Source organism: Bacteroides fragilis NCTC 9343 (assembly GCF_000025985.1).
Taxonomy (GTDB): Bacteria; Bacteroidota; Bacteroidia; order Bacteroidales; family Bacteroidaceae; genus Bacteroides; species Bacteroides fragilis.
The window spans coordinates 4,453,948-4,472,814 of record NC_003228.3; the positions used below are offsets into that span (position 1 = coordinate 4,453,948).

The window sequence follows — 18,867 nt, forward strand, 5'->3', positions numbered from 1 at the left end:
GTTTGTATTATTTAGATGTCTGCAATCCGCTCCGTTTGCTACGATTATAGCTCCGGTACGAATCGAGTTCAATTTCAATATCCGGTTCTCTGAGTTCTCCTTCCTGCGGCAACAGGAATTTGATGTACTTAATGCTTAAACCGCGATCGAGCCACTGTTGTTCATAATAGGTCTTGATACCCAGAATATCGTCCACCAAATCAGAATGATAAAGATCTTCGGTGATAAACTCTACCGGCAGTCCGTTCTCCTCAATCATATATTTGGTATAAGTGAACATGAAGTTGCTGTCAGTCTTCAGATGAATGATTCCATTGGATACCAAAAACTTACGGTAGCGTTCCATAAAATAGGTAGAAGTCAGTCGCTTGGTAGCTTTCTTCATTTGCGGATCAGAAAAAGTCAGCCAGATTTCGCTCACTTCCCCTTCTGCAAAAAAGCGGTCGATGATCTCGATGTTGGTACGCAGGAAAGCCACATTCTTCATGCCGGTCTGAAAAGATTCGGTAGCTCCCGTCCACATACGGGCGCCTTTGATATCTACCGCGATAAAATTCTTATCGGGAAACATCCGCCCCAGTCCGACGGTATATTCGCCACGTCCGCAACCCAATTCGAGTACAATCGGATTATCGTTCTTGAAAAACTCTTTGTGCCATTTTCCCTTCATGTCAAAAGGCACATTGTCCACTGCCGAGTAAGGATACTCAAAGACATGCGGATAACTTGCCATATCGGCAAACTTCTCTAATTTATTTTTTCCCATTCAATAAAATTAAATCGTTTCTACCCAACCGGTATAGTTATAAAACACCCGGTCGTTAAATTGCTGACGGAACAACGCATATTTGTCAATGCCGGTACAGTGACAGACTCCCAGACGTTTGGGAAGTTTCATACCCAGAAAGGCCGAAATCACATTGAACTTCTCTTCTTCCGCATTGTGAATATGAAAGCCTCCCATCACCAGTTTGAGTCCCAATCCCGGAAAGGCATTCTGCACGGCACGAATGATATTGGTAATCCCCCGGTGTGAACAGGCACTCAGTACCGAAAGAGACTTTTCGCCCTTCAACACCAATGCCAGTTCATCTTCAAAAGTATCGGGACGCATCTCTCCTTCTATCTCCGTAAAGAAGTGTTCGAAGTGAGTGTCGTTCCTGTCCACCACCTTGACGTCCGGAAACGCAAATACGCCCGGCACAATCTCCGTAGTTTCGTCAACCAGCCAAAAGCGCGACTTATCCAATGCTTCGGGATGAAGCATTCCGTTCTCACGCTCGTTCTTGAACTTTTTCCGGAATACCTCACGCTTGCAAACCACCTTCGCTACACTGTTCATCTTCAGAAAGGCATAAAGCCCCCCTGTATGGTCACGATGTCCGTGAGATAACACCACATATTCCACATCGCTCAGATCGAGTCCCAACAGGCGGGCATTCCGGAGAAACAGATCCGAAGCACCGGTATCGAACAGCACTTTGTGTTCCCCCGCTTCAACAAGCAGGGAAAGCCCATGCTCTCCCTGTAATCCCTTACCGTAAACACTGTTTTCCGCGAGGGTTGTTATTTTGTAGTTCATTTATCGAACGTTTATTCAACAATAGTCACCCATCCGTGAGTATCGGGTTCGTCACCATACTGGATGCCACGCAATTTATTATAAAGCTTCTCACAAACCGGTCCCGGCTTTCCATCTTTCGAAATCACATACGACTTGCCATTCTCAAGGTCGTCAATACGTTCGATCGGACTGATAACGGCAGCAGTACCACAAGCTCCCGCTTCTTCGAAAGTGCTCAACTCTTCTTCGGGTACCGGACGGCGCTCTACTTTCATGCCCATATCTTCCGCCAACTGCATCAAGCTCTTATTGGTGATGGAAGGAAGGATGGAAGTAGACTTCGGAGTGATGTAGGTATTGTCTTTAATACCAAAGAAGTTGGCCGCACCACATTCGTCAATGTATTTTTTCTCTTTTGCGTCCAGATAGAACTCGCAGGAATAACCCAAGTCGTGAGCCTTCTTATTGGCGCGCAGACTGGCTGCATAGTTTCCACCGACTTTGTAGATACCGGTTCCGTGAGGCGCAGCACGGTCGTACTCGCGGATAATGACATAAGGATTGGTAGAGAAGCCACCCTTGAAATAAGGACCGACCGGTGTGACAAATACAACAAACATATATTCATCTGCCGGATGGACACCCACCTGGGCACTGGTTCCGATAAGCAACGGGCGAATGTAAAGAGAAGCTCCACTCTCGTAAGGAGGAATAAAGCGTTCGTTCAATTTTACCACCTTCAGGATAGCTTCCTTGAAACGTTCCGTCGGCAATTCAGCCATCATGATGCCCTGACAGGTGGACTGCAGACGCGCAGCATTCTCCTCCAAACGGAAAATACGCACTTTGCCGTCTTTACCACGGAAAGCTTTCAAACCCTCGAAGGCTTCCTGACCATAATGCAGGCAAGTGGCAGCCATGTGCAGGTTCAACACCTCGCTACTACTTATTTCGAGTTCGCCCCATGCGCCATTACGGAAATTGATTCTCACATTGTAGTCTGTCTTCATATAACCGAATGACAGATTAGCCCAGTCTATTTCTTTCATATCGTTAGTTATTAGTTATTTTCGATTGAGCAACAAAAATAACCTTTATTCTTCAGATAGCCTCTTTTCTTGCAGTAATTTTTCAATTTCCTGATCTGCCTTTGTCAGCTTTCCGGTACAGAAAGCTATTATTTCATTGGCTTCTTTTATTTTTTCACTCAGTTCGTCAATCTCCAGTTCGTTACTGTCGATCTGCCGAACAATCTTTTCCAGGCGTTCTATAGCCTGTGAATAGGTCTCTTTCTTCTTGGCTGGCATATTACTATTTTACTATTATACAGGAAACCCCTCCTCCGCAGAGCAGGCAGAGAGGTTACCGGATGATTTGGAAAAACATTTCAAACGGCATGGACTTATTCGACTCTCGACTTCACTTCTCCTTCGTAAAGGCGGGTTATCAGCTCGTCTCCCGATTGCAGGCAGGCAGCACTCTTCACCGCCTTCCCGTCTTTCAGAGTGATGCTATACCCTCGTTTCAACAGTTTCTGAGGCGAAGCGTCCGCAATGCGGTTCTGTAAAAGTTCCAGCCGGTGGTGCTGGCGGGCCAATAAAGTTTCGGCAGCATGCGAGAGATTGCTTTTCGCCATCTGCAACTTTATCCGCGATTCCGACAGTTTACGCATCACTTGTGACGGTATGCGTGCCTGTAGCAAAGCAAGCCTCCTGCGTTCTTGCTCCAGGCGGTAGAAAACACGGGTATGCAGTTCTTCGGCCAACGCCCCGAGCCGGTCTGCCGCCTCTTCCATCCGGTCGATCAGCAGTTCGGCCGCTGCTGTCGGAGTTTTCACGCGGGTATGGGCTACAGAATCGAGTACGGTATCGTCCCGCTCGTGTCCGATGCCGGTTATGACAGGCAACGGAAACTGTGCACAGGCAGCAGCCAGCAGATAAGTATCAAAGCCGGACAAGTCGGAAGTGGCACCTCCACCACGGATGATAACCACCACATCGAACTCGTCCACCCGGGCATTCACTGCATCGAGGGCAGCCAATACAGACTCCTCCACCTGGTTGCCCTGCATCAGGGCGGGAAAAAGTTCCGTACGGAAGTAGAACCCGCGCGGGTTGTGCTGCAACTGATGGCAGAAATCGCCATAACCGGCTGCCGTAGCCGAAGAGATGACCGCAATGCGTTGTGGCAATAACGGCATCTCCAACTCTTTGTTCAGCGTCAACACCCCTTCTTCTTCAAGCTGCCTGAGTATCTCCCGGCGGCGGCGTGCCATATCGCCCAATGTATAGGTAGGGTCGATATCCTGCACGGTCAGGCTGTAACCATACAATTCATGGAAAGCAACCGTCACCTTGACCAGCACCTTTATGCCGGAAGTAAACAACTGTCCGGTGGACTCCTCAAAATAAGGCTTCAGCAGCCGGTAGATGTTAGCCCAGATCGTTCCTCTTGCCTTGGCTATCAGATTATTGCTGCGGGGATCTTTCTGGACAAACTCCAGATAGCAATGCCCGGTACTGTTTGTACGGACATCGCTCAACTCCGCCTGTACCCAGTATTCATCGGGCAGGCACTGCTCCAGACTCCGCCGGACCAAGGCATTCAGTTCATAAAGAGAAAGCGTGTCTTGCATATCTTATTTTTTCTTCGAAACAGATTGATAAGCTTTCCACAGATCGGGCACTCCGTATCCGTAGATATTGTCGGGGAAATCGATCCGGTCACCGGATTGACGCACCAGTTCGATGATTTCCTTTGCAGTCAGTTGCGGACAAGCTTGCCACAGGCAAGCCACCATGCCGCACAGGATCGGTGAGGCAAACGAGGTTCCACTCGCTTTACGCAGATTACCGTTTGTCCCCATCACATCCGAGTTCAGCCCCACGGCAACGACATCGGGTTTCACGCGATTATCGGCTGTGTTGCCGATAGAAGAAAACGAAGCCAACACGCCTCTCCGGTCGATAGCACCTACCGTCAGCACATTCTCCGCATCCCCCGGTGTCGTGATTTTCTTCCATGAAGAGGCACCCGAATTACCGGCACTGCACACCAGTACGATTCCTTTATCCGCCATTTTCGACGCCTGGCGGGACATCAGTGCATGGTGTCCGTCCAGGTCACGATACTTATAGTTCTTGGTAGAATCATCAAAGGTGAAATATCCCAATGAAGTATTCACCACATCTACTCCGACACTATCGGCAAACTCGACAGCCGCCGCCCAGTAGTCCTGCTCCACCAAATGCTCGGACGCTTCATCTTCACTGCGGAGCAACCAATAAGAGGCTTCGGGAGCCGTACCCACCATTACATAAGGATCATTCATCGCCATGCAGGAGAGAACGGCCATTCCGTGCGATCCTTTGGCGTAGATATCGCTTCCCGGTTCCACGAAATCTTTCGTACCCAGGATGCGGATGTTTTTCATAGCCTCTATCTTGTCCACGTTATGATATCCGGCATCGATCACGGCAATGGTCATGCCTTGTCCCTTAAATCCGGCCTCATGCAATTTTTCGCCGTTACTGATTTCTATCTGCCGGAGGGCAGGACCGTAGTAGTTCTCACTCTTGAGCGGACTGTTCGCCAGGGAGTCCCGTTTATCTTCCGCTGCAGGTTTCGACGGGGCAACCCATACCTTCTCGGTAGCACGCACAAAAGGCAGTGCGGCAATTTCGCCTATCACGGCACTGTCGTTACATGACACGGTGACGAAATTATCCCATTTTCCCATAGCCACAATCTTCACTCCCTTGTCGCGGATGGCATCCACATACCGACGGCAGACCGGCAGATCGGTAGAGTCGACAGGCAACTGTTGACGCTGGCGGCGGGCGATGGCTTTTTCCGACAAGAATTTCTCGGGATGATCCAGTGAATAAGTGGTCGCAGCCTTATCTTTCAGGCTGATGCGATACTTTAACGTATCCTGTTGTGCCGACGCTCCCAAAGCAACGAAGACCAAGGCAATAAGTGCTAATTTTTTCATCTCGTATTTTTATTTTTGTTTTTGTTTCTATTTCCAGTCTTTGTTCTGTTCAATCACTAACCCGATACCGCGTTGCGAAGCGATAAACGCACCGCCCAACACCCGCCGGCCTTCATAAAACACGGCCGACTGCCCCGGAGCAATCGCCGACGCCTCCGCCAAGAAACGAACCAGCAGACGCCCGTCTTCAAGCCTCTTCACCCGGCAAGGAATCGGACGGCTTCTGTAACGGATGCGCACCGCCAGGTCCGGACACGCAAACAATTCATCCTCATCCACAATGTTGTCTTGCTCCGCCACCATGTATTCGGCTCTCAACTGCCCGGCATCACCCAGCATGACGGTGTTCTTCTGCGGATTGATTTTCAAGACATAGGCCGGTTTTCCCAGTGCGATCTCCAGTCCTTTACGCTGTCCGATGGTATAATAAGGGAAGCCTTTGTGCTGCCCCAGCTTTACACCTTCTGAACTGACAAACCATCCCGGACCTACCTCAGCATCCAGCTCCGGACACTGTTCGCGAAGAAAATCGCGATAGTCTCCTTTAATAAAGCATACCTCCATACTCTCCCCTTCCTTCGACTTGGCTTCATAGCCTTTCTCACGCAGATAGTCACGGACGGTCTGCTTGGTATAGTTACCCAAAGGAAAAATGCAACGTCGCAGCACGTCCTGTCCCAGTCGCCAGAGGAAATAGGACTGGTCTTTCTTGTCATCATCACCGGCAACGATATAGATATGTCCGTTCCGCTCTTCCAACCGGGAGTAATGACCGGTGGCTATCCAGTCGCACCCCAGCTTGTCAGCCCATTCTATCAACATCCGGAACTTAAATAACGGATTGCACATCACACAAGGGTTCGGCGTACGCCCCTGACGGTACTCGTCTATAAAGTTTTTGACAATGGTATCTTTAAAAGGAACGCGTTCATCGGCCACATAATGCTCTATCCCCATACGTGCCGCCAACTCCCTGGCATCCTGCGGCTCGTCACCCCAGACACGCATGGTGACCCCCACTATCTCATATCCCTGCTCTTGCAGCATCAGGCAGGTGGCGGTGCTGTCTATCCCCCCACTCATACCGACAAGAACACGCTTCTTGGATTCTTTCATATTCATTCTCTTTTTACGAAGAATGCAAATGTACAAGATTCCCGGCAGAATACAATCAATTGGACAAGTTAGTATACAAACTTTAAAACTACAGGGGGCATAACAGACCTCATGTCATGGCAATGTCTCCTACATATCCATGAACAGAACACTTGTAGAACGATGCTTTTGTCTTTCTGTCAATTTGATATCAGAACCTCCCTACATTTCGGTTTTTCGGGCCGACGGAAAGCTTCGTAAGAAAAAACGGCCTACACGCAATCAGCCGATTGTCCTTTTAGCAGCCAATCGGACAATAACCATACAATAAGAAGCGGAAAGACACAGAAAGAGACCAGTAGAGAAGGCGAATCGTAAAAGGAGGAGCTTTTTATCACCTCCCAAAGCTCTCTTAGCGACTAACAACCGGAGAGGAATCGGGCACTTTAGAAGTAAGATTCCTGAACAACAGGAGATATGAGTGAAAACATTAGGAGATATTTTGAAAACATATAAGCATTTTCGGAAAATGTAACCGTCTTTTGGAGCAAACGCTTCCTTCTTTTTCCCGGAAACAACCGTTCATTTTCCCAAAAGCCCGGCTCTTCCCCCTCCCGACCCCGGCTTTCCGTCCTTAAAAGCACTGTTTTCCCGCTCCATTACATCCGGTTTGCCGATCCGGAGAAAAAGGGCTGTCACGCAAACACCGACTTTAATTACTTTCTGCGCACGAAAAGCGGCCACAAGTAGCAAAAGAACAATAGGAAACCTATGAATGCAGTCGCCGAAGTCCTCCCGGCATTTCCGCCGGGGCACACAAGTATATATCCAAAATGTTATTACATAGTCCTATCCTTTAACTCAACCACAAAAGGGATAGAGCAGAAAAGAGAAATAAAAAAAATAGCTAAAAGCATTTGCCTTCTTCAAAAAGAATCAGTATATTTGAAGTATAAGAAGACTCAGATATGGCAAACCCCAAATTACCGGGAATACCCGAAGCTGAACAAGCTCTGTTGTATGCCAAACTGAATGAATACAACCGGGGCCGCATGTCTTACAAAGAGGCAGGAGCCTATTTTGTGGTTCTGCCAAGACCGGGACATCCCACTTACTCGGTCTGGATCTATTCGCCTACACTCGAGAAGAACAGACTTCTGTTTATTCATGAACTCTCAGCAGACATCAACGAATCACTGCGGATGGCAAGCACGCTGTTTTTCTTTTCCAGGCGTTGCCTGCTGATTGTGGAATACAACGAGAAGAGGATGCAAAGCAACGGAGACGATATCATATCGTTCGGAAGATATCGCGGACACTATCTGCACGAAATCCTGAAAGTCGATCCGGCCTACCTGAGCTGGATAGCCTACAAATACACACCCAAAATCCCCAAGCAGGAGCGTTTTGTAGCCATAGCGCAAGTATATCACTCTGTACATCTGGACATCATGCAACGAAAGGCACGGCAGAAACGCGAAGCCGGCCGTTTTCTGGGCAACGAGGGTGAAAAGTTGGAGGGCCTGAATCTAAAAGTGGTAAGAGTGCGGCTTGAAGACGATCCGTATAAAACAAGGGTCATGGGTACTTCCGTTCAGTTCTTTGTACGACAGATAGTAACGTTAACCGATCCGTCCGGAAATCTGGTGGTCCTAAGGATTTCTTCGAAAACACCCAGCCCCGTATCCTGCCAACTTCCGGCACTGGAACATGAGTTCCGCCCCGGCGAGATAGTCCACATCGCCTCAGCACGGATAGCGCGCACGTACGAAAGTTATGGCTCAAAGTATACACGTTTGAGCCATGTGAAGTTTCATCCGGCGGATTAACGCTTTCTCCAGTCATCCTTTACATAGTCAGACGGATAAGAAGTAGAATCCACGACTCCACCTTTCTGACGAATCCAGGTCTCAAACGTCCGGGTACCCTCATTAAGTACAATAACACGAGCACCATTGGGTAAATGATTGTACTCCGTATTCCCACCGGTAAAACGGCCGTAAGCTAAAAGAATATTCTTCCACATCACAGCGTAATCATTATCATGATCGTGTCCTACAAAAACGCCCATCACATCTCCTGCCTCTTTCATGGCAGCAAACATACCGGTATTCAACTGTGGCGCACAAGCCTTTTCCATACGGGTACCACGAAGAATGGCATTCTCGTTGGCAGCAGCTTCATTATACTCCGGAAGTGGAATATGGAAGAAAGCTAATGCCGGATAAGGTTTGCCACCATTCCGGGCAGTATAGGCGGCACTTTGAGCACGATACCATGAGACTTGACCGAAAGTCAGCCACGCATATCCGTCTACATCTTTAAGCGAAGAGTAGGAGTGTGAATCCATACAATAAAGCAGTGCAGCATCCTTTGAAGCGTCGGCAGAGGATTTCATTGTCAGTATATAGTCCGGCGAAGGAGAAGCACCACGGTCGGGCAACAGATTTCCGGCTACTCCACGAATCAAATCATAAAGTTCGGCACGGGTCTTTCCCTGTTCATTATCATGATTCCCAAAAGTAACAACGAACGGAAGGTGCCGACGTTCCACTTGCCCAAGCACCTGAAGCATACCTTTATCAGCAGGAGAAGAATAAACGACATCACCGGTAAAAATCACAAGATCGGGATGTTCGGCATCCAATACTTCCCCTATACGTTCAAGAGCTACATCCGAAGCCGGATTACCATACTTGAAATGTACATCGGTGAACTGGACAATTTTGAACTTACCGTCTTTATTAAATCGCAAAACGGTATTTTGGGCAGCACTATCATTTATTGCCATGAAAGAAAACAAAACGGCCAATAAGGTCCCAAGAATCTTTTTCATACTATGTATGTTTAGGAGATGAATTCAATCACACGCGATTGATCAGCACGGTTGCATAGGCGGAAATACCTTCTTCCCGCCCGGTAAAACCAAGTTTCTCGGTGGTAGTGGCTTTAATGGAAATATCATCTGCATCGATCCCCATCACTTCGGCAAGCACTTGCTGCATCGAAGGGATATGGGCTTTCAGTTTAGGGCGCTCCGCACAGATAGTGGCGTCGATATTACCGATCTGATAGCCTTTGGTAGCAATCAGCTCCACTGTTTTCTTTAATAAAATCTTGCTGTCTATATTCTTATATTCACCGGCATTGTCAGGGAAGTGATAACCGATATCACGCATGTTGGCAGCACCCAGCAAGGCATCACAAATAGCATGCACCAATACATCGGCATCCGAATGTCCCAACAATCCTTTTTCATGTTCCAAAAGAATGCCTCCTAACCAAAGTTCACGTCCTTCGACCAATTGGTGGACGTCGAAACCAAAACCTACTTTTATTTTCATAAGAGTTATTTTATAAATGAATAAAGGAGTATCCGGACTTACCGGATATAGAAATCAAGCAACTTCTCGGTTTCAAGGTATCCCTCCAAATGCTGGCCGATACTGACCGGACCGACCCCTACAGGCGTACCGGTGAAAAGAAGGTCACCGATTTTCAGAGTCACAAAGCGGCTGACATAAGCAATGATATCGTCTACCCGGAACAGCATATCGGCAGTGTGCCCCTGCTGTACCGTTTTCCCGTCTATATCCAGGTGGAAATGAAGATTCTGCACATCGGCCAGTTGCTCTACCGGTACAAATGTGCCAATGGCAGCGGAACTATCGAAACCTTTACATAATTCCCAAGGATTGCCGGCTTCACGAAACCTGCGCTGTAAATCGCGTGCAGTGAAGTCGATGCCGACTGTCACCGCATCATAATAACGATGAGCAAAGCGTGAAGCTATATTCTTTCCCAAGCGATTGATGCGCACTACCAGTTCTGTTTCATAATGCACTTCATTCGAAAAATCGGGAATAAAGAAAGGTTTGCCATCTTTAAGGATGGCCGAATCGGGTTTCATGAAAATTACCGGCTCTTTATTCTCCAACGTATGTCCCAGTTCCTCGTTGTGCCGGGCATAATTCATTCCAACAGCTATAATCTTCATGCTCTATTCTATTTCATTAAAATTCAAACGATTAAACATAACAGCGAGGTGAGCGTAAAGTGATGTGTTCTGCACCACGATATCTTCCGGAACACGAATACGGAAAGGAGTAAAATTCCAGACGGCTTTAATACCACCGGCCACCATCGTATCTGTAATGCATTGGGCAATCTCGATGGGCACGGTCAGTACACCGATGTGCACACCGTACTCCTGCATCTTCTTCTGAAAATCGTCAGAGTGGAAAATGGGAATCCCATTGAGCGTAGTGCCTACCAGCGACGGGTTTACATCAAAAGCAGCTACAATCTCCAAGCCGAAATGGCTAAGTCCGGAATCACGCAATAAAGCTCCTCCCAGACTTCCTACACCGAACAGGAAAGCCTTGTGCATATTTGTAAAGCCAAGAAAATCTTCCAGAACGGCAATCAGCGCATCCACTTCATACCCCACCCGCGTACGACCGGAAATATTAACATACGACAAATCTTTCGCAATCTGCGAAGCATCGATGTTTATTTCTTTGGAGATCTGGGTAGAAGAGACGTAACGTTCACCTTTCTGCTTCAGCAACTTTACATTCGAAAGATACCAAGGCAGCCGACGCAAAGTAGGCTCCGGAACCTTTGTACTGTCTTTATGCTGTATCTGATTGTTCATAGTCACTTCATTCTGCTTTTACATTAGCGATTGACAAAATTACACTATTTTTTCCGAAATGCCATAAGGATGTCATAGAAGCTTAACATAATTTCTACATACAAAAACGCCCGGGGACACTTAATAGTTTGCAAGGTTCGGAACAATATATTATTTTTGAACTTAATTAATAGACTGGAATAATGAAGAACAGCGATTGGAAAGACCGGCTGAACGTGGTTTACTCCACCAACCCGGATTATAATTATGAGATGGATGATGACGAAGAGCAAGTAACCCTGGAACCGTCACAACAGAACTTACGGGTGCAATTGGATCGGAAAAACCGGGGCGGCAAAGTCGTAACCCTAATTACCGGCTTTGTCGGCACCGAGAACGACCTGAAAGATTTGGGAAAACTCCTCAAGACGAAATGTGGAGTAGGCGGATCGGCTAAAGACGGAGAGATTATCGTTCAGGGAAACTTCAAACAAAAAATAGTAGAACTGCTGAAGAAAGAAGGATATACGAAAACAAAAGCAGTAGGAGGATAAGGGGAAACAAATCCCACTTGAAACAGGTCCGGCAAAATGTAAACAAGTTCCGGATCCATTCACTTCATACGCAAAAGTTCTTGTCCCGGATTCTGCGTAAACAGATAACCGTAACATTACGGACAGTCACAAAAAACGGCCGCTACAGACTTTCTGTGCGGCCGTTTCTATATTCTTGATTCCTTGAGATTATTCAGCTCTCAAAGTGAAACGTTTGAAATCAACAACCTTCAATTCAGGATCAGCTTCTTTCAACACTTCTCTCACTGTCTTCTTGGCATCCATGATGTCTTCCTGATTCAGCAAGCAAACTTCTTTCAAGAACTTAGCCAAACGTCCTTTAGCAATGTTCTGAATCATTTGTTCAGGCATATTTGCAGCCTTCTCAGCTGAAACAGTAGCAATGATTTCTTTTGCCTTTGCAACATCTTCAGCTGTAATCCAGCCTTTAGCCATGTTGCTTTCCATGTGGTCTTCACTGTCCACATGAGCCGGATTGATATTAGCTTTCTTCAAAGCAGCTTCTACAGCTTTCTGCACCTGTTCTACTTTAGTCTTTTCAACAGCCACTTCGATTTCTTTCTGCTTCACTTCTTCAGAAACACCATCTTCATCAACTGCGATCGGATTCATAGCAGCAACCTGCATAGCTACTTGCTTAGCCAGCTGCTCGTCAACTTTCTTGTTGAAAGCAACCATGGTGCAAAGACCGTTTCTGTTCATATGGTTGTAAGCAGCAATTGTAGCGCCTTCCAAAACCATGTAACCATCCAACTCCATCTTTTCACCAGTGATACCGGTTCTGTCTGTTACAGCCTGAGCTACAGTAGCATCACCCATCGGAAGAGCCAAAACTTCTTCCAGAGTCTTGCACTTGTTAGCTACAGCAGCGTCCAGAATATCCTGAGTCAGTTTCACGAAGTCAGCATTCTGAGCAACAAAGTCAGTTTCGCACTTCAAAGCGATGATAGCACCGAAACCTTCTTCTACTTTTACCAAAACACAACCTTCAGAAGCCTCACGGTCAGAACGTTTTGCAGCAACTGCCTGTCCTTTTTCGCGGATGATCTTCATTGCTTTGTCGAAATCGCCTTCAGCATCAGTCAACGCATTTTTGCAGTCCATCATACCAGCACCGGTCATTTTGCGGAGCTTGGTTATATCAGCCATTGTTACAGCCATAATATCTTTTATATTTTAAAATGAATAATCGTTTTGAATAAACAAAATGTGCCAATCTGCCAATCAAAATGCCCACACCCTTACAGATGCGTCGGCACATTAGCAAATTGGCACATTATTATATTAAGCCTCTTCGTCTTCTTTCAGGAAAGCAGCAGCTTTAGCTGCGTTGATTGCTTCTTCGTCAGATTTATCGAGTCTAGCCTTAGCTGATTTCTTTTTGCCCTTGTTAGCAGGAGCTTCACCGGCAGCTTCCATATCGATCTTTTCAGCTTTTCTTTCTTCCAGACCTTCGATCATTGCAGCACAGCAAGCATCGAGGATAACTTCTACTGATTTAGTAGCGTCATCATTTGCCGGAATTACGAAGTCAATGTTTGTAGGATCCGAGTTAGTATCAACGATACCAAATACAGGAATACCCAAACGGTTAGCTTCGCGAACAGCGATATTTTCTTTCATTACATCGATAACGAACAAAGCAGACGGCAGACGAGTCAGGTCAGCGATAGAACCCAAAGTCTTGTCCAGCTTAGCACGCTGACGAGAAATCTGAAGAATTTCTCTCTTTGACAAGTTTGAGTAAGTACCATCAGCAGTCAACTTGTCGATAGTAGTCATCTTCTTCACTGCCTTACGGATAGTAGGGAAGTTAGTTAACATACCACCCGGCCAACGTTCGATAACATAAGGCATGTTTACAGATGCAGCTTTTTCAGCCACTACCTGTTTAGCTTGTTTTTTAGTAGCAACAAAAAGGACTTTCTTGCCTGATTTTGCAATCTGTTTCAGAGCCTCTGCGGCTTCATCAACTTTTGCAACTGTTTTGTGGAGGTCAATGATATGAATACCATTGCGTTCCATAAAAATATAAGGAGCCATTGCAGGGTTCCACTTTCTTTTAAGGTGTCCGAAGTGGCAACCGGCTTCCAATAATGTATCAAAATTTGTTCTTGACATCTTGTTTTTTCTTTAAATCGTTTACTTTCTTTTTTGTTTTTTCTAAACCAACCGCCGGGTAGCCTGTATAGTAAGAGTCCCGGTAGTTTAGATACTAAACATCTTCCGTCAGGCAGCCCATTAACGCTTGCTGAACTGGAATCTTCTACGAGCTTTCGGCTGACCCGGTTTCTTACGTTCAACAGAACGAGGATCACGTGTCATGAAGCCTTCAGAACGAAGTGCCGGCTTATCTTCAGCGTTGATCTTAACCAGTGCACGGGCAATAGCTAAACGCAAAGCCTGAGACTGACCAGTAAAACCACCACCGCACAGGTTCACTTTGATGTCATACTTCTCAGCAACACCAAGCTTGTTCAATGGTTGTTTAACAACATACTGAAGAATAGTTGATGGAAAGTACTCTGCAAGGTCTCTCTTGTTAATAGTAATCTTTCCTGTACCTTCGCTTACGAATACGCGTGCAATAGCACGTTTACGTCTGCCTAATGCATTTACTACTTCCATTATATCTTATTTAAGTGAGTTTATATCAATTGCTTTCGGGTTCTGAGCATCGTGTTTGTGTTCGCTACCTGCGTAAACATACATATTGCTCAGCAACTTAGCTCCCAGTCTGTTCTTCGGAAGCATGCCCTTCACTACTTTTCTCAGTAATCTGTCTTCACCGTTAGGTTTGGCGATCAAACGAGCAGGAGTCATTTCTCTCTGACCACCCGGGTAGCCAGTATAAGACAAATAAACTCTGTCATTCCATTTGTTACCACTTAATTTAACTTTGTCTGCATTGATGATAATAACGTTATCACCGCAGTCTACATGAGGAGTAAAGTTTGGTTTATACTTTCCTCTCAACAGTTTCGCAACTTTTGCTCCCAGACGACCTAAAGTTTGGTCTGTAGCATCAACGATAACCCATTCTTTGGTTACAGTTGCCTTGTTTGCAGAAATGGTCTTGTAACTTAAAGTATCCACTCTTAATTTGTTTTTTAAATGTTACTACTAAAAATTTTCTTCACCACTTATCAACCTTCCCCGGACAAAGGAAGATTAACTTGCTATGAATTAATCTCTTATCCTTTTGAGATAATAATCGGCTTGCAAAAGTACGGCTTTTCTTTGAATTGGCAAACTATTTCTGTCTTTTTTTGGATTTATCCGGTTGATAACGAGCCACAAGCTATCTGCCGTAAAAGCGCCCAACAAGACAAAAAAAGACTGCAGGCAACAAGCCACACACGATCAATGCTACAATACATAATCGGCAGCTTGCTACCTGCAGTCCGTAAGTCGATCTTATAATCTGAATTATCTTACAATGTCTTCCGGGAATTTGTCCGGCATCTCAATACGTTTCCAAGTCTCTTTATACCAGCAATTCAGTTCATTGCCATTCAGATCCTTCTCTATAAAATATTTAAGATGCAATACTTTATCATCAACGAGTTCGAAAGTAAGAACATTATCCTGATTGTCGAGCATCGGCAAATGAATATTCTTTTCAATGCTTTCAGCGTATGTATGATCCGACAACTGCTCGTAGCTACCATACCCCGTTATAATAGCATCTGCTCCGGGACGAATCGTGAAATTCACAATTCTTCCATCGTCACTCAGTACTTTGAAAGTATTACTCGGTTTAAGTACACCCGGAGCATCCGGACTTTCTGAAACATAGTGGCACAATTGCCAGATTCCTTTCAGATTAGCTGGCTTAAAGTTAGCCTTTTGTGCCATCACATTTGTTACCGCAAACAGCATCGCCGCCAGCATGGTAAAGAAATAAAGCTTTTTCATATCTGTACGATTTTAGTTAACACTTTAATTCATCTGTCTGTCACAAATATAAAGATTTCTTTTATAAAAATAGCAATCTAAAGACATAAAAAAACTCGCATAATCAAAAGAATATGCGAGTTTCTTATCATTTGTATGAATATTCAGATATGATTCATTAAAAATCGGCATTACGTGGGGTACGCGGGAACGGAATTACATCGCGGATATTAGACATACCCGTCACGAAGAGCAACAAGCGTTCAAATCCCAGTCCGAATCCGGAGTGAGGACAAGTACCGAACTTACGAGTATCCAGATACCACCACATATCCTTCATCGGAATATGCATTTCTTCAATACGCGTCATCAATTTGTTATAATCAGACTCACGTTCCGAACCGCCAATGATCTCTCCGATTTTAGGGAAAAGTACATCCATGGCACGCACAGTCTTACCATCCTCATTCTGTTTCATATAGAAGGCCTTTATTTCCTTCGGATAGTCAGTCAGGATCACCGGACGTTTAAAGTGGTCTTCCACCAGATAACGCTCGTGTTCAGAAGCCAAATCAACTCCCCAGTAAACCGGGAATTCGAATTTATGTCCTTTGGCAACAGCTTCTTCCAGTATTTTAATACCTTCCGTGTATGGCAGACGGACGAAGTCTTCTTTAAGTACACCTTCCAAACGTTCAATTAATCCTTTATCGAACATGTCGTTCAGGAATTTCACATCATCTGCGCAGTTATCCAAAGCCCATCTCACACAATATTTAATGAACTCTTCAGCCAAATCCATATTCTCCTGAATTTCGTTGAAAGCTACCTCCGGTTCAATCATCCAAAACTCGGCCAAGTGACGCGGAGTGTTAGAATTTTCGGCACGGAAAGTAGGACCAAACGTATAGATTGCACCTAAAGCGGTAGCAGCTAACTCACCTTCCAACTGTCCCGAAACAGTCAAACTGGCTTGTTTGCCAAAGAAGTCATCATCATACACGATAGAACCGTTTGCATCTTTTTTCAGATCATACAGGTTCATGGTAGTCACCTGAAACATCTGTCCGGCACCTTCACAGTCAGACGCTGTAATGATAGGTGTATGAAAATAGAAGAATCCCTTTTCATGGAAGAATTTATGGATAGCAATAGCCATATTGTGACGAATACGGAATACTGCTCCAAAAGTATTGGTACGCGGACGCAAATGGGCTATCTCACGCAAAAACTCCATAGAGTGCCCTTTCTTCTGTAGTGGATACGTATTGTCACAAGTTCCCAGCACTTCAATTTCACGAGCCTGCACTTCAGCCTTCTGTCCGGCGCCTACCGACTCCGTCAACACACCGTTCACGCTCAGACAAGCACCGGTCGTGATTTGCTTCAGCATCTCTTCATCAAAGTTCGCCAGATCGACTACGACCTGCACATTATTTATTGTAGAACCGTCATTCAGTGCGATAAAGTTAACTTGTTTGCTGCCTCTGCGGGTGCGAACCCATCCTTTCACATTGACCATAGCGCCAAAATCTTCGCGCTTCATCAGGTCGACAATTTTTGTTCTACTAATCTTTTCCATACAACTATTTTATATACATTATTATATATAGTAGCCAGAAGTCAGCAACCGGGAGTGACAAACGCCCGGTTACTGACCACTGACTGCCATCTTCTAAATTCTTTTATTATTCAAAAGATCCCATCCGGAGGAAGTTAACTTCCTGTTCTGTAAGATAACGCCACTCACCACGGCGCAATCCTTTTTTAGTCAGTCCGGCAAAGAATACACGGTCAAGTTTCACCACCTTGTAACCCAACGATTCAAATATACGACGGACGATACGATTCTTTCCGGAGTGGATTTCGATACCCACTTGATCACGTTTCACCTCGTCAGAATAACTGATGGCATCCGCATGGATTTCACCATCTTCCAGCTGAATACCGGCTGCAATCTGGTCCATATCTGCCTTAGTCAGATTCTTATCCAAATATACATGATAGATTTTTTTCTTCAGGTATTTCGGATGTGTCAGTTTAGAAGCTAAATCACCATCATTAGTCAACAGCAATACACCTGTTGTGTTACGGTCCAGACGTCCTACCGGATAAATACGCTCAGCGCAGGCCCCTTTTACCAGATCCATAACAGTCAGACGAGCCTGAGGATCATCTGAAGTAGTTACACAATCTTTCGGCTTGTTCAGCAACACATACACCTTACGCTCAATACTAACGGTTTCATCGTGAAACTTCACCACATCAGCGCGCTTGATCTTTGTACCCAACTCTGTAACAACCTCTCCATTGACAGAAACTACACCTGCCGTGATAAATTCATCAGCTTCACGACGAGAGCAGACTCCTGCATTAGCCAGGAACTTATTCAGACGGATCGGTTCATTCGGATCAACAAATTGTTCTTTGTATTCAATCTGTTTTTTCTTACTGTATTTAGCATTCGGATCGTAATCCCCCGTACGACGTATCGGACGTGAGAATCCCTGCGATCTGTTATCGTTATTGTATCTCGGACGATAGGGACGGTCACCGCCTCCACGATTGTATGAAGGACGTTGCGGACGGTCGCCATAGGAACGCTGAGGACGATCACCACCTTCGCTGTTAAAGCGCGGACGGTAGGGACGGTCGCCACCTTCACGGTTATATGAAGGACGTTGCGGACGGTCGCCATAAGAACGCTGAGGACGGTCACCACCTTCGCTGTTAAAACGCGGACGATAGGGACGGTCACCACCTTCACGATTATATGAAGGACGTTGCGGACGGTCGCCATAGGAACGCTGAGGACGGTCACCACCCTCGCTGTTAAAACGCGGACGATAGGGACGGTCGCCACCTTCACGATTATATGAAGGACGTTGCGGACGATCACCATAAGAACGCTGAGGACGATCTTCACTATTACTATTAAATCTCGGACGATAAGGACGGTCGCCACCTTCACGATTGTATGAAGGACGACTGTATCCGCCTTCTCTGTTAAAACTTCTGTTACCATCACGGCCGGCGTCCGTATTCTCACTCTTGGAGTCTTCGCGCCATTCTTCGTTTTCTGTGCTCATTTTCTTATTCGAATAAA

21 protein-coding genes are annotated in these 18,867 nt (G+C 45.9%); 3 read left to right on the forward strand and 18 right to left on the reverse strand.

Going from position 1 to position 18,867, the window contains the following annotated elements; genetic code table 11:
- Positions 1-7 precede the first annotated feature (7 nt).
- The 7 genes from trmB to mnmA all read right to left on the reverse strand — a co-directional run bounded on the left by trmB (position 8) and on the right by mnmA (position 6,674).
- Complete coding sequence (gene trmB, locus BF9343_RS18225) at positions 8-766, reverse strand: tRNA (guanosine(46)-N7)-methyltransferase TrmB (RefSeq protein WP_041926264.1); 759 nt, start codon at positions 764-766, stop codon at positions 8-10.
- A gap of 9 nt (positions 767-775) precedes the next feature.
- A complete protein-coding gene (locus tag BF9343_RS18230) occupies positions 776-1,582 on the reverse strand; it encodes an MBL fold metallo-hydrolase (RefSeq protein ID WP_005791727.1) in 807 nt (268 codons plus the stop codon).
- Positions 1,583-1,593: 11 nt separating this feature from the next.
- A complete protein-coding gene (locus tag BF9343_RS18235; RefSeq protein WP_005791729.1) occupies positions 1,594-2,613 on the reverse strand; it encodes a branched-chain amino acid aminotransferase in 1,020 nt (339 codons plus the stop codon).
- A 45-nt stretch (positions 2,614-2,658) separates the two neighbouring features.
- Positions 2,659-2,871: an exodeoxyribonuclease VII small subunit gene (xseB, locus tag BF9343_RS18240; protein WP_005791731.1), complete on the reverse strand. Its 213-nt coding sequence runs from the start codon at positions 2,869-2,871 to the stop codon at positions 2,659-2,661.
- A 95-nt stretch (positions 2,872-2,966) separates the two neighbouring features.
- On the reverse strand, positions 2,967-4,199 hold the full coding sequence (xseA, locus tag BF9343_RS18245) for an exodeoxyribonuclease VII large subunit (protein WP_010993563.1): 1,233 nt from the start codon (positions 4,197-4,199) through the stop codon (positions 2,967-2,969).
- Between the two features lie 3 nt (positions 4,200-4,202).
- The gene (locus BF9343_RS18250; protein WP_010993564.1) at positions 4,203-5,558 is read right to left on the reverse strand and encodes a S8 family peptidase; all 1,356 of its coding nucleotides are present in this window, start codon (positions 5,556-5,558) and stop codon (positions 4,203-4,205) included.
- Positions 5,559-5,585: 27 nt separating this feature from the next.
- Complete coding sequence (gene mnmA / locus BF9343_RS18255) at positions 5,586-6,674, reverse strand: tRNA 2-thiouridine(34) synthase MnmA (RefSeq protein WP_010993565.1); 1,089 nt, start codon at positions 6,672-6,674, stop codon at positions 5,586-5,588.
- 947 nt (positions 6,675-7,621) lie between these two features.
- Between mnmA and BF9343_RS18265 the strand changes: the two genes are divergently transcribed.
- Complete coding sequence (locus tag BF9343_RS18265) at positions 7,622-8,482, forward strand: exodeoxyribonuclease X C-terminal domain-containing protein (protein ID WP_008661716.1); 861 nt, start codon at positions 7,622-7,624, stop codon at positions 8,480-8,482.
- On the opposite strand, the gene BF9343_RS18270 is transcribed toward BF9343_RS18265, so the two are convergent.
- From BF9343_RS18270 to BF9343_RS18285, 4 genes are all read right to left on the reverse strand, one after another.
- The gene (locus tag BF9343_RS18270; RefSeq protein ID WP_224223214.1) at positions 8,479-9,444 is read right to left on the reverse strand and encodes a metallophosphoesterase family protein; all 966 of its coding nucleotides are present in this window, start codon (positions 9,442-9,444) and stop codon (positions 8,479-8,481) included. The two genes, BF9343_RS18265 and BF9343_RS18270, sit on opposite strands and share 4 nt — an antisense overlap.
- Positions 9,445-9,517: 73 nt before the next feature.
- On the reverse strand, positions 9,518-9,997 hold the full coding sequence (gene ispF / locus BF9343_RS18275) for a 2-C-methyl-D-erythritol 2,4-cyclodiphosphate synthase (RefSeq protein WP_005782445.1): 480 nt from the start codon (positions 9,995-9,997) through the stop codon (positions 9,518-9,520).
- 38 nt (positions 9,998-10,035) lie between these two features.
- Positions 10,036-10,650 (reverse strand): fumarylacetoacetate hydrolase family protein, encoded by a 615-nt coding sequence (locus BF9343_RS18280; RefSeq protein ID WP_009293268.1) that lies wholly within the window; start codon positions 10,648-10,650, stop codon positions 10,036-10,038.
- Positions 10,651-10,653: 3 nt separating this feature from the next.
- Positions 10,654-11,316, reverse strand: coding sequence for a redox-sensing transcriptional repressor Rex (locus tag BF9343_RS18285; protein ID WP_005791743.1), 663 nt, complete (start codon positions 11,314-11,316; stop codon positions 10,654-10,656).
- Between the two features lie 176 nt (positions 11,317-11,492).
- Between BF9343_RS18285 and BF9343_RS18290 the strand changes: the two genes are divergently transcribed.
- Positions 11,493-11,843 carry a translation initiation factor gene (locus BF9343_RS18290; protein ID WP_010993568.1) on the forward strand — a complete coding sequence of 117 codons (351 nt, stop codon included), beginning with the start codon at positions 11,493-11,495 and terminating at the stop codon, positions 11,841-11,843.
- A gap of 189 nt (positions 11,844-12,032) precedes the next feature.
- On the opposite strand, the gene tsf is transcribed toward BF9343_RS18290, so the two are convergent.
- From tsf to rplM, 4 genes are all read right to left on the reverse strand, one after another.
- A complete protein-coding gene (gene tsf, locus BF9343_RS18295; protein WP_005791746.1) occupies positions 12,033-13,025 on the reverse strand; it encodes a translation elongation factor Ts in 993 nt (330 codons plus the stop codon).
- Positions 13,026-13,148: 123 nt separating this feature from the next.
- Entirely contained in the window at positions 13,149-13,985 is an 837-nt protein-coding gene (gene rpsB / locus BF9343_RS18300) for a 30S ribosomal protein S2 (RefSeq protein ID WP_005791748.1), read from the reverse strand.
- Positions 13,986-14,105: 120 nt separating this feature from the next.
- Positions 14,106-14,492, reverse strand: coding sequence for a 30S ribosomal protein S9 (gene rpsI / locus BF9343_RS18305; RefSeq protein ID WP_005791749.1), 387 nt, complete (start codon positions 14,490-14,492; stop codon positions 14,106-14,108).
- Between the two features lie 6 nt (positions 14,493-14,498).
- Positions 14,499-14,960, reverse strand: coding sequence for a 50S ribosomal protein L13 (rplM, locus tag BF9343_RS18310; protein ID WP_005782434.1), 462 nt, complete (start codon positions 14,958-14,960; stop codon positions 14,499-14,501).
- Positions 14,961-14,978: 18 nt separating this feature from the next.
- On the opposite strand from rplM, the gene BF9343_RS23200 reads away from it, so the two are divergent.
- A complete protein-coding gene (locus BF9343_RS23200; RefSeq protein WP_005791751.1) occupies positions 14,979-15,287 on the forward strand; it encodes a hypothetical protein in 309 nt (102 codons plus the stop codon).
- Between the two features lie 6 nt (positions 15,288-15,293).
- Here BF9343_RS23200 and BF9343_RS18315 read toward each other — a convergent pair whose 3' ends face one another.
- The 3 genes from BF9343_RS18315 to BF9343_RS18325 all read right to left on the reverse strand — a co-directional run bounded on the left by BF9343_RS18315 (position 15,294) and on the right by BF9343_RS18325 (position 18,850).
- Positions 15,294-15,782: a DUF4488 domain-containing protein gene (locus BF9343_RS18315; protein WP_005791753.1), complete on the reverse strand. Its 489-nt coding sequence runs from the start codon at positions 15,780-15,782 to the stop codon at positions 15,294-15,296.
- A gap of 157 nt (positions 15,783-15,939) precedes the next feature.
- Positions 15,940-17,343 (reverse strand): asparagine--tRNA ligase, encoded by a 1,404-nt coding sequence (gene asnS, locus BF9343_RS18320; RefSeq protein ID WP_005799125.1) that lies wholly within the window; start codon positions 17,341-17,343, stop codon positions 15,940-15,942.
- Positions 17,344-17,449: 106 nt separating this feature from the next.
- The gene (locus tag BF9343_RS18325; protein WP_010993569.1) at positions 17,450-18,850 is read right to left on the reverse strand and encodes a pseudouridine synthase; all 1,401 of its coding nucleotides are present in this window, start codon (positions 18,848-18,850) and stop codon (positions 17,450-17,452) included.
- Between the last annotated feature and the right edge of the window lie 17 nt (positions 18,851-18,867).